We start from the raw sequence: 10773 nt of genomic DNA, 5'->3' as shown, positions 1-10773 counted from the left end.
GCATCCACCTCACCGGCTTTTTTCAGGATGTTACCGATGCGCTTGTTGGCAGCGGCCAACGCAGGTGCCTCGGGCAAGGCGGCAAAAGCGCGAACAGCCGACAGGAACTGATTGACCTGACCCAAGCGCGCGGGGCGCAAGGCCATGACAGCGTCGACCTCTTGCGCACTGAAGCCCTGCTCGCGCAGGCTGCCAGACAGGCGGTCGTAAATGAAGTCGATCAGGGGACTCGACGCGTTGGTGATCTTGTCGCCGAACACGGGCACAGACAGCGCCAACAACTCGGGCAGAACCAAGGCCAAGTCTTTGTCGATCAGCATGCGAATCACGCCCAAGGCATGGCGGCGCAACGCAAACGGGTCTTTGTCCCCCGTGGGCACGTTGCCAATGCCGAACATGCCCACCAAGGTTTCGAGCTTGTCGGCCAGCGCCACCACCAGACCCACTTGGTTGCGTGGCAAGTCGTCGCCCGCAAAACGCGGTTTGTAGTGGTCTTCAATCGCCTCGGCCACTTCGGTGGACAGGCCGTCGTGGCGGGCGTAGTAGCCCCCCATGATGCCCTGCAGCTCGGGGAACTCGCCGACCATGTCGGTCAGCAAATCGGTCTTGGCCAAGCGGGCGGCCTGCTCGGCTTGCGCCGCCAGCGCATCGCCACCCACTTGCTGACCAATGGCTTTGGCGATGGCGCAAACGCGCGCCATGCGCTCGCCCTGGGTGCCCAGCTTGTTGTGGTAGACCACTTTGGACAGGCCTTCGACGCGCGATTCGAGCGTCTTTTTACGGTCTTGGTCGAAGAAGAATTTGGCATCGGCCAGGCGCGGGCGCACCACGCGCTCGTTGCCACCGATCACAAACGACGCGTCGTCGGGGCTGATGTTGCTCACCACCAAAAAACGGTTCGTCAGCTTGCCCGATGCATCAATCAAAGGGAAGTATTTCTGGTTGGCCTTCATCGTCAGGATCAGGCACTCTTGCGGCACACCCAAGAACTCGGTCTCGAACTGGCATGTCAGCACATGGGGCCGCTCGACCAGCGCGGTCACTTCGTCCAGCAGCGCTTCATCTTCAATCGGGCGGGCGCCCCCGCCCACCTTGGCAGCAGCCGCTTGCAACTGGCGCACGATCTCGGCGCGGCGCTCGGCAAAACTGGCGATCACCGCACCGTCGTTCCTCAGCGTCTCGGCGTATTGGTCGGCATGCTGCAGCACCAAAGGCGAGACTTTGGCCTCAAAGCGGTGACCTTGTGTGCTGTTGCCAGCCGTGAGGCCCAGCGCCTTGAGCGGTACTACGGTGGAGCCGTGCAAGGCGATCAGGCTGTGCGCCGGGCGCACAAAGTTCACGCTGCTCCAGCCGGGCAACTCACAGTCGGTCTCCAGCTGGTACTGCATGACTTTGGGAATTGGCAACTTGGCCAGCGCTTCTTCCAGCGCTTTTTGCAGGCCCGCTTGCAGCGAAGCGCCTTTAACGATGCTGTCGTAAAACAAGGCTTCGGCTTTGCCATCTGGGGCGCGCTTGAGGGCGGCCACGGCAGCGGCCGGATCGCTCACATCCGCCCCCAAGGCTTGCAGTTTTTTCAGCAGCGCGGGGGTGGCGTTGCCAGCCGCGTCCAGGCCCACAGCCACGGGCATGAGCTTTTGTTGCACCGCTTTGTCAGCAGCCTGCGCCAGCACGCCGGTCACATGGACGGCCAAGCGGCGGGGCGAGGCAAACGCGGTCACCACCGCATCGGCAGCGGCCAGGCCCTGGGCTTGGAGTTGTTCGGCCAATACGCCCGAAAACGCCGTACCCAACTTGTTGAGCACCTTGGGCGGCAACTCTTCTACGAACAATTCAACCAGCAAATTTTGTGTCGTCATGTCTTTCTTCCTCACGCGGCTTTCTTGGGCATTTGGGCAACCCATTCACGCGGTGCCATCGGGAAGTCCAGACGTTCGCGGCTTTCGTAATAACTTTGCGCCACGCTGCGGGCCAGGTTGCGGATGCGGCCAATGTAGGCGGCGCGTTCTGTCACGCTGATCGCGCCGCGCGCGTCCAGCAAGTTGAAAGAATGCGCGGCCTTGAGCACTTGTTCATACGCAGGCAGCGCCAGCTGTTGGGTGATCAGGTGTTGGGCTTGTTTTTCGTGCGCACCAAAAGCAGTGAACAAGAACTCGGCATCGCTGTGCTCGAAGTTGTAGGTCGATTGCTCAACTTCGTTTTGGTGGTACACGTCGCCGTAACTCAGGGTGTCGGTCCACTTCAGGTTGTAGACGTTGTCCACGCCCTGCAGGTACATGGCCAAGCGCTCCAGGCCATAAGTGATCTCACCGGTGATGGGCTTGCAGTCGATGCCGCCGACTTGCTGGAAGTAGGTGAACTGCGTGACTTCCATGCCGTTGAGCCAGACTTCCCAGCCCAGCCCCCAAGCGCCGAGCGTGGGGTTTTCCCAGTCGTCTTCGACGAAACGGATGTCGTTCTTCTTCAGGTCAAAGCCCAGCGCTTCGAGCGAACCCAGATACAACTCGAGGATGTTGCTGGGCGCGGGCTTCAGGACCACTTGGTACTGGTAGTAGTGCTGCAAGCGGTTGGGGTTTTCGCCGTAGCGGCCATCCTTGGGGCGGCGGCTGGGTTGCACATAAGCGGCTTTCCACGGCTCGGGGCCAATGGCGCGCAAAAACGTGGCGGTGTGGCTGGTGCCCGCGCCGACTTCCATGTCGTAGGGCTGGAGCAAGGCGCAACCCTGGGCGTCCCAGTATTGCTGAAGTTTGAGAATGATTTGCTGGAAGGTCAACATGGACTCAGGCAGCCAGCGCAAAACTGGCTTGTGGGTTGAGTGGGCGCAGTGGGCTTGCGCGAACCCTTGATTTTACGGTCTTTGCAATTCAAAACTTGGGTTTTCGTCGGTGCGGGCGCAGCTCACACCGCCCGCCGACGCCAGACAGCCCAAACCAGCACCGCCAAGCACAGCCCCCACAAAGGCCCCAAACCCCAAGTTGAGGCCCACCAGGCAAAAGGCGTCAAACCCTGACGGCCGTCGTAGGTCCCGGTCAAACTGCCCCGGGTAAAGCGTGGCAGCTGGTGCGTCACGCGCCCGGTGTGGTCGATGATGGCCGTGGCCCCAGTGTTGGTGGCGCGCAGCATGGGCCGCCCCAACTCCATGGCCCGCATGCGGGAGATGTTCAGGTGCTGGTCCACCGCCAAGGTGTCACCAAACCAGGCGATGTTGCTCACATTCACCAAGGCTGTTGGAGCGGCGGCCGAGTCCTTGAAGCGAATGGCCAGTTCTTCGCCAAACAGGTCTTCGTAACAAACGTTGGGGGCCAGGCGCTGGCCTTGCCAGGCCAGCGATGGCTGGTCCCATCCACCCGATTTGAAATCGCCCAAGGGGATGTTCATCATGCGGATGAACCACACAAAGCCGGGTGGCATGAACTCGCCAAAGGGCACCAGGTGCGCCTTGTCGTAGCGGTAAGGCGGCGTGCCCTCAGGGCCCAAGGCCATCACCGAGTTGGTGTAACCGTCGGTCAGGCTGCCCAAGGGCACGCCCACCAAGGCCATGGGCCGTTGTGGCTGCGCAAAGTGTTGCTGCAAACTGTCCCAATAGCCGTCTGGCAACTGGTGTGGCAAGACCGGAATGGCGGTCTCTGGGGCCACCACCAAGGCTTGGCGGCTGGCGCGCAACTGTGCGTCGTACCACTGGAGCGCGTCACGCACGCCGCTGACCGCTTGGAACTTGTCGGTTTGTGAAATATTGGCCTGCAGCAACTGCACCTGCCCAATGCCGGCCGAGGTCGTCCACACCGGCCCCCAAGCCTGCAGCCCCCAAGAGACGGCCAACACCCCCAACAGGGGCTTCAACGCTCGCCGACGCCAACCGGCCAGCGCCAGCCGCATGGCCAGCCAAGCTGCGATGGCCCCCACCCCGTAAACCCCCACCCAAGGCGCCCAGGCCGCCAACACGCCATCCACATGCGCGTAACCGCCCGCCCCCCAGGGAAACCCCGTCAGCCATTGGCCCCGCATGAGTTCTGCCAAGGTCCACAAGGCTGCAAACAAGGCGCTGGCCAGTCCGGGACTAGCCGTCACCAGCCCCCGCGCCACGGCCACCCACACGGCCGACGCGGCGGCGTAATAAAGCCCCAGCGCCGCCGCCAACGCCAACACAGCCAGCGCCGCCAAAGGCGCTGGCAAGCCGCCTACATCGTGCATCGACACGTACAGCCACCAAAAACAACCCGCCAACCAAGCCGTGGCAAAGACGCCGCCAAACCAAGCAGCTTGCCGCAGCGAAGCTCCCCGACCGCGCGAGGCTTGGCTGCGCACCCTGCTGGCCAAGCCCGCGGCCATCAGGGTCAGGCTCAGGACCTGCAACCAGCCTTGCGCCTGGCCTGTGCCGGGCAAAGCGATGGCTGCGGCCTGCGCGGCCCCTGCGCATGCAGGCCAAAGGGTTTGGAACCCAAGGCCACGCACGCGGTCACCGCTCATGCCGCAGACCCGGGGGGCGGCGTCGAGGCATTTGGTCCATCAGGCAGAGCGCTGGCTTCGGTAGGCACGGGCGACACCTTGAACCAACGCACGGCACCCGCTCGGGTGTGCAACACCACAAAGCGCAAGCCCGCCAAAATGAACTCTTCGCCGCGGTGCGGCACATGCCCCATTTCGTGAGCGATCAAGCCCCCCAGCGTGTCAAAGTCATGCCCGTCGTCGCCACCTTCGCGGGCTTGCTGCAAATTCACGCCAAAGGCGTCGCTGACCCGTTCCAATGCGGTGTCGCCGCCGACACGGAAGCTGCCGTCAGGCAAGCCAAAAATGTCCCCTGCTTCGTCGGCGATGTCGAACTCGTCTTCGATCTCCCCAACGATCTGCTCCAGCACATCTTCAATGGTGATCAGCCCTGCCGTGCGGCCGTACTCGTCGATCACCATGGCCAAGTGGTTGCGGTTGTCGCGGAACTGCCGCAACAAATCATTCAGGCCCTTGCTTTCGGGCACAAAAACCGCCGGCCTCAACAAAGCACGGATGTTCAATTCGGGGGCGCGCTGCAGCTTGAGCAGGTCTTTGGCCAACAAAATGCCGATGATGTTTTCTTTCTCGCCCTCGTACACCGGGAAACGCGAATGGGCCGTGTCAATCACCTGGTGCATCAACTGATCCAGCGGGTCTTCGATGTTAAGCAAGTCCATGCGGGGGGCGGCCAGCATCACATCGCCAGCCGTCATGTCGGCCATGCGGATCACACCCTCGATCATCAAGCGGCTTTCTGCGTTGATGATGTGGTTGTCCTCGGCCCCGGCCAGGGTCTCGATCAGCTCAGCGGCCGAATCAGGGCCGGGATGGATGAATTCCGCCAGTTTTTGCAGAAAACTCCGCTTGTCTTCGCGCTCGGCTTGGCGCGCAGGGTAAGGGTCAGACACGGTCAACGGGTGCAGGACATGCTGCTGTTAGCAAAGGCCAAGGATAGCGGATTCACAGCCCCGGCCCCCGATCAAGGTCCACGCGCATGGTGGCGGGCATCACGCACCCCTTGGCGGATCTCTTGAACCATGACCAGCCACTCGCGAAACTGGTGCGCCTGCATTTTGAGCTGGTAGTCAAGTTCGGCCATCTGTTCTTGCATGAGGCCATTGATTTGGCTGTCCAAGGTGGCTTGTGGCAAAGACAAATAGGCCTCACTTTCGCTGCCGTCGCGCTGCACCACAGCCCCCGCGTGGCGGGCGATTTTGAGCATCGCCACGTTCTCGCTCAGGGCATGGATGAACAACAGGTTCACGCCCTGGTTGCGGGCGTGCATGACCGCGTGGCCAAACAACTGGGCGCCCAAGCCTTTGCCACGCTGGTGCGGCAACACCGAGACGCCAAACTCGGCGCAAGTGGCCCATTGCGGATCGACCGAATAGGCCAAATGCGCCACAGCCACCAGCGCCAGTCGCCGGTTGAACACCCCAAAAATTTCATCCCGCTCAAAATTCAGGCCCTGCACATACCGGTCAATTTGCTCATCGGTGGCGGCATAGCCAAAACGCAAGTAGCGGTCTGCGGCAGGCAGGGCCTGCAAATGGCGCGCGACGCGCAGCTTGTGACGGGGTGACAGTGAACGGATCGGCACCCAACGTGGTGGCGTCGGCCCCTGGCCAGGCGCTTGTGCAGGGGCACTTTCCGCCACACCCCACCAGCGACGCCAAAGCCGCCGCAGGTATTCGCCTAATTTAAAAGTTCGAAGTTTCAGGGGTTTGGTCATGGCAAAGCCTAGGGTTAACACCCATTCTGCACCCTTTACGCCGATCTGCTCAAGCCCCGGTTTTGTCGCCTGTGAGACCGCCATGACGCCCACTCAGGACTTGCCCCATGCCGACCAGAACCAGAGCTGGTGACAATGCACATCTATCAGGAGACAACCGCATGGAACGTATCTGGCTCAAAAATTACCCGCCCGGTGTGCCCCACGACATCGATACCGCCCAATACAAAAGCCTGACCGACTTGCTCGAACGGTCTTTCCGTGAACAGGGCAACAGCCCCTTTTCGGTCTGCATGAACCGTTGGATGAGCTACAAACAGCTCGACGAGTTGTCCACCGCCATGGGCGCTTGGTTGCAAAGCAAAGGGCTGGAGCCCGGCAGCCGGGTGGCCATCATGCTGCCCAACCTGCCTCAATTTGCCGTGACCATGGCCGCCATTTTGCGGGCAGGCTACACCTGCGTGAATGTCAACCCCCTCTATACAGCGCGCGAGCTGGAACACCAACTCAAGGACTCCGGCGCCACGGCCATCGTGATCCTGGAGAACTTTGCCGCCACCTTGCAAGATGTGATCGAGCGCACCGCTGTGCAGCATGTGGTGCTGGCTTCCATCGGTGATTTGCTGGGCCCCTGGTACGGCCGCTGGATGAGCTTTGCCGTGCGGCACCTGGCCAAAATGGTGCCCCCGTTCGAATTGCCTCTGACGGCAGGGCGGACGGTCACCCCCTTCAAGAAAGCCCTCGCCCAAGGGCGCACGATGAACCTGCGCCCCGCCGCGCAAACCATGGACGACGCCGCGTTCTTGCAGTACACGGGCGGCACCACCGGTTTGTCCAAAGGGGCCGTCTTGACCCACGGCAACGTGGTGGCGTCCATCTTGCAAGCCGAGGCTTGGTTCTCTCCGGCCTTGGCAGAGATAGGTGATCTGCGCAAAGTCAACAGCATCGCCGCCCTGCCGCTGTACCACATCTTCGCGCTGACTTTGTGCCTGCTGGCCATGCGCCAAGGCTCCTTCATCACGCTGGTGCCCAACCCGCGCGACTTTGCCAAGTTCATCGAAGTTCTCAAGCAGCGCCCCTTCCATGTGCTGCCCGGGGTGAACACGCTGTTCAACGCGCTGATGCAGCACCCTATGTTCAAGACCATCGACTTCTCGTCGCTCAAGCTCACCCAGGCGGGTGGCATGGCCGCCTCCGAAGGCACGGCCCAGCATTGGCAAGCGGCTACCGGCAGCGCCATGATCGAAGGCTGGGGCATGAGCGAGACCTGTGCGATCGGCACCAACAACCCGGTCACTCAAAAGACCTTCAGCGGCAACATCGGCTTGCCGCTGCCGGGAATCGACATCGCCATCAAGGACGACGAGGGCCAAAGCCTGCCGGTGGGCAGCTCGGGTGAAATCTGCATCCGTGGCCCCAACGTCATGACCGGCTACTTCAACCAATCAGAAGAGAACGCCAAAACCTTCACCGCCGATGGCTTCATGCGCACGGGCGATGTCGGCATCATGGACACGCAAGGCTTCACCCGCATCGTGGACCGCAAAAAGGACATGATCATCGTCAGCGGCTTCAACGTCTTCCCCAGCGAATTAGAGAACGTCATCTCGACCTGCCCCGGCGTGGTCGAGTGCGCAGCCGTGGGCATTCCCAACAGCATGCAGGGCGAAACCATCAAGGTCTTTGTGGTGCGCAACGATGCCATGCTGACCGAAGAGGCTGTGGCCCAGTTTTGCCACGACAAACTCACCGGCTACAAGCGTCCCAAATACATCGAGTTCCGTGATGAGCTGCCCAAATCCAACGTGGGCAAAATCCTGCGCCGCGAACTGCGCAGCGCCAAATGACGCCACACAGCGCCCTGCCACCGGGTGTGCACGTATTTGAGCGCGGCTGGTTGTCGGCCAACAACGTGCTGCTGCTGGACGCGCACAGCACCACCTTGGTCGACAGCGGCTACGTCACCCACCAAGCCCAAACCCTGTCCTTGGTCAGCCACGCCCTGCAAGGCCGCGCTCTGGACCAACTGGCCAACACCCACCTGCACAGCGACCACTGCGGCGGCAACCAGGCCCTGCAAGCGCAGTACCCGGCCCTGAAAACCTGGATCCCACCGGGCCTGTCGCAAGCGGTGCAGCATTGGCGCGAAGAAGAGTTGAGCTACCAACCCACAGGCCAGAACTGCCCCGCTTTTGCCTTCACCGGATTGCTGCAACTAGGCAGCACCCACCGCTGGGCCGACATGGACTGGCAAGTGCACGCCGCCCCAGGGCACGATCCGCATTCGGTCATCTTGTTTGCGCCCGAGCACCGCTTGCTGATGTCGGCCGATGCGCTCTGGCAAAACGGTTTTGGCGTGGTGTTTCCGGAGCTGGTCGGCATCGACGCCTTTGACGAAGTGGCCCAAACCCTGGACCTGATCGAGCGGTTAGACCCCGCCACCATCATCCCGGGGCACGGCGCCGTGTTCACCGAAGTGGCCCCTGCACTGGCCCTGGCCCGCAGCAAACTCGAAGGCTTTGCGAAAAACCCCGAACGGCATGCCCGCTACGGCACCAAGGTGCTGCTCAAATTCAAACTGCTCGAATGGGGACAAATCTCCAAAGCCGAATTCAGCGCCTGGGCCATGAATGTGCCCTACATGCGCGAGCTGCACCAACGCTTTGGCCAAGGCCACAGCGTGCAAGTCTGGCTCGACATGATGCTGGCCGAACTGTCCCGCAGCGGGGCCATGCAAGAGCTGGGCGGGGTGTTGCACGACGCTTGAGGTGCAAGCCAACGAAGGTCTGCGGACCACTGCGGGTAACAACGCGTGCGATTGGCGCGGGAAACGAAAGTCGGACTCGCAACCTCGACCTTGGCACCCCGAGTTCGACAGTTAACGACACAAGTTGATTTTGTTGGAACAAAAGATGGTGCCTTTGGACTTCTTGTGGACTTCGGCCCCGCCCTGAACTGAGAGATCCCGGAGAAAATGCGCCAACGCTGAGGAGATAGTGGCTCAGGACGTCCAGAGCATGCGAAACGCGAAGTCCGCAAGAATACGCGCAAACCCGCAACAACCACTGACACCCGCGCCAACGGTCGTAAAAAAAACCCACCTCAGAAGAGTTGGGGTTTATGAATTGGTGGCAACCAGAAATATGAAGGGAGCTGCTAACTTATCGCTACCAATGAAGATTCCTGAATACTGCTGATTGCGCGCCATGGCGACAGCGTGCCCCACCGGGTCTGCTAAGCAGCCGCACGGGCACGGCGCGCGCTGGCGCTAGATTTCTTGCGCGCCACAGGCTCAGCGCCCAAGTGCTCAATCACCACTGGTGGCCGGTTGGGGAACTGCGCCACGAGGTTGAGTTCGCCCCCCATGCTCTCTACGTATTGGCGAAGCGTTGACAGCAGCATGTCACTGCGTTTTTCCAATCTGGAAATGGTGTCTTGTCCAACACCCAGGGCCGCAGCCAGTTGTTCCTGGGTTTGCTGCGCAGCTTGGCGCAAGTCCTTCAATGTGGCCAACTCCATCGCACGAGCTTCGATACGCTCACGCCGGGCCTTGGGCAAGGCAGCCATCACGTCATCGAGTTTTCTTGTCATTGCCTATGGTGGGGTTGCTAATTCGGAAACAGATTTTCTTGCCAATAACAAATTTGTAATTTTTAACTTTAAATTTGCTAATATCATGGGCATGTTCGAGAATTGTAACCTCTCATCTCCTGCTTTAATTTTAAGGATTGCACGTGTTTCAACAAGTTGTCCCCGTTAACAAAGAACGTCATGCCAGCAAAAAGATCAAAGACATTGCTGACTTTAACTTTGCGTCTGAGTTCCACATTGCTTACGTCACCATGCACGAGTTTGTTCGTGCCGCTTCCATTTTTCCCATTGTTTTCCTTGAAGACAAAATCAAAGACGAGTTTCGCCCTGTTGCACTGATGGGTTTGAATGCAGGTGAAAACCTGTTTGTTGCAGCCGATGGCAAATGGCAATCATCTTATGTGCCGGCGATCATCCGCCGCTACCCATTTGCATTGAGCCCCAGCGGCAAAGATGACCAGTATGTGGTTTGCCTCGACGAAGCCAGCGATTTGGTTTCTGATACAGACGGTGCGGCTTTATTCGACGAACAAGGCGATCCAACGCAAGTCATTGAAAACGTCAAGCGTTACTTGGGTGAACTGCAGCAAATGGATTTTTTAACGCAAGGTTTTTGCAAATTTCTAGCAGCCAACAACATGTTCACACCACTGAACATGCGGGTGCGTGACAACGACAAAGTGAAAAATTTATCAGGCTGCTATGTGGTCAACGAAGAGCGCTTGAACAATTTGTCTGACGACCGGTTCTTGGAAATAAAGGGCAAGAACTACCTGGCCCCTTTGTATGCCCATTTGATTTCACTGGCGCAAACTGAGCGCTTGGTGAAACTGCAAGATGAGAAAACGGCTGCTGCCACATAAATATGAAGCGCTCAGTCTTTCACGGCTTGGCGTTTTTAATGGGCGCAGCTTTAATACAGTTTGCGTCGCTAGCAGGACCTTTATCGCCTCGCTTGTCGGTTC

9 protein-coding genes are annotated in these 10773 nt (G+C 60.0%); 3 read left to right on the top strand and 6 right to left on the bottom strand.

Features of this window, described 5'->3' with window-relative positions:
- The 5 genes from glyS to Q0341_RS00220 form a co-directional block, all read right to left on the bottom strand.
- Positions 1-1856 (bottom strand): glycine--tRNA ligase subunit beta (gene glyS / locus Q0341_RS00240; protein ID WP_299509698.1); only part of this gene is annotated, 1856 nt, incomplete at its 3' end.
- 11 nt (positions 1857-1867) lie between these two features.
- On the bottom strand, positions 1868-2773 hold the full coding sequence (gene glyQ, locus Q0341_RS00235) for a glycine--tRNA ligase subunit alpha (protein ID WP_299509696.1): 906 nt from the start codon (positions 2771-2773) through the stop codon (positions 1868-1870).
- A 122-nt stretch (positions 2774-2895) separates the two neighbouring features.
- Entirely contained in the window at positions 2896-4464 is a 1569-nt protein-coding gene (gene lnt / locus Q0341_RS00230; protein WP_299509693.1) for an apolipoprotein N-acyltransferase, read from the bottom strand.
- The gene (locus Q0341_RS00225) at positions 4461-5393 is read right to left on the bottom strand and encodes a CBS domain-containing protein (RefSeq protein ID WP_299509691.1); all 933 of its coding nucleotides are present in this window, start codon (positions 5391-5393) and stop codon (positions 4461-4463) included. The genes lnt and Q0341_RS00225 overlap by 4 nt, the downstream gene beginning before the upstream one ends.
- A gap of 71 nt (positions 5394-5464) precedes the next feature.
- Entirely contained in the window at positions 5465-6217 is a 753-nt protein-coding gene (locus tag Q0341_RS00220) for a GNAT family N-acetyltransferase (protein ID WP_299509689.1), read from the bottom strand.
- A 161-nt stretch (positions 6218-6378) separates the two neighbouring features.
- Between Q0341_RS00220 and Q0341_RS00215 the strand changes: the two genes are divergently transcribed.
- Positions 6379-8064, top strand: a complete 1686-nt coding sequence (locus tag Q0341_RS00215; protein ID WP_299509687.1) for an AMP-binding protein — start codon at positions 6379-6381, stop codon at positions 8062-8064.
- Positions 8061-8984, top strand: coding sequence for an MBL fold metallo-hydrolase (locus Q0341_RS00210; protein ID WP_299509686.1), 924 nt, complete (start codon positions 8061-8063; stop codon positions 8982-8984). The genes Q0341_RS00215 and Q0341_RS00210 overlap by 4 nt, the downstream gene beginning before the upstream one ends.
- Positions 8985-9451: 467 nt before the next feature.
- Here the strand turns inward: Q0341_RS00210 and Q0341_RS00205 are convergent, their stop codons facing one another.
- The gene (locus Q0341_RS00205) at positions 9452-9808 is read right to left on the bottom strand and encodes a helix-turn-helix domain-containing protein (RefSeq protein ID WP_299509684.1); all 357 of its coding nucleotides are present in this window, start codon (positions 9806-9808) and stop codon (positions 9452-9454) included.
- Positions 9809-9951: 143 nt separating this feature from the next.
- On the opposite strand from Q0341_RS00205, the gene Q0341_RS00200 reads away from it, so the two are divergent.
- Positions 9952-10671, top strand: a complete 720-nt coding sequence (locus Q0341_RS00200; RefSeq protein ID WP_299509681.1) for a SapC family protein — start codon at positions 9952-9954, stop codon at positions 10669-10671.
- Positions 10672-10773 lie beyond the last annotated feature (102 nt).

It is taken from the genome of uncultured Limnohabitans sp. (assembly GCF_937889215.1).
Taxonomy (GTDB): Bacteria; Pseudomonadota; Gammaproteobacteria; order Burkholderiales; family Burkholderiaceae_C; genus Limnohabitans_A.
This window is presented reverse-complemented; position numbering and strand designations above follow the sequence as displayed.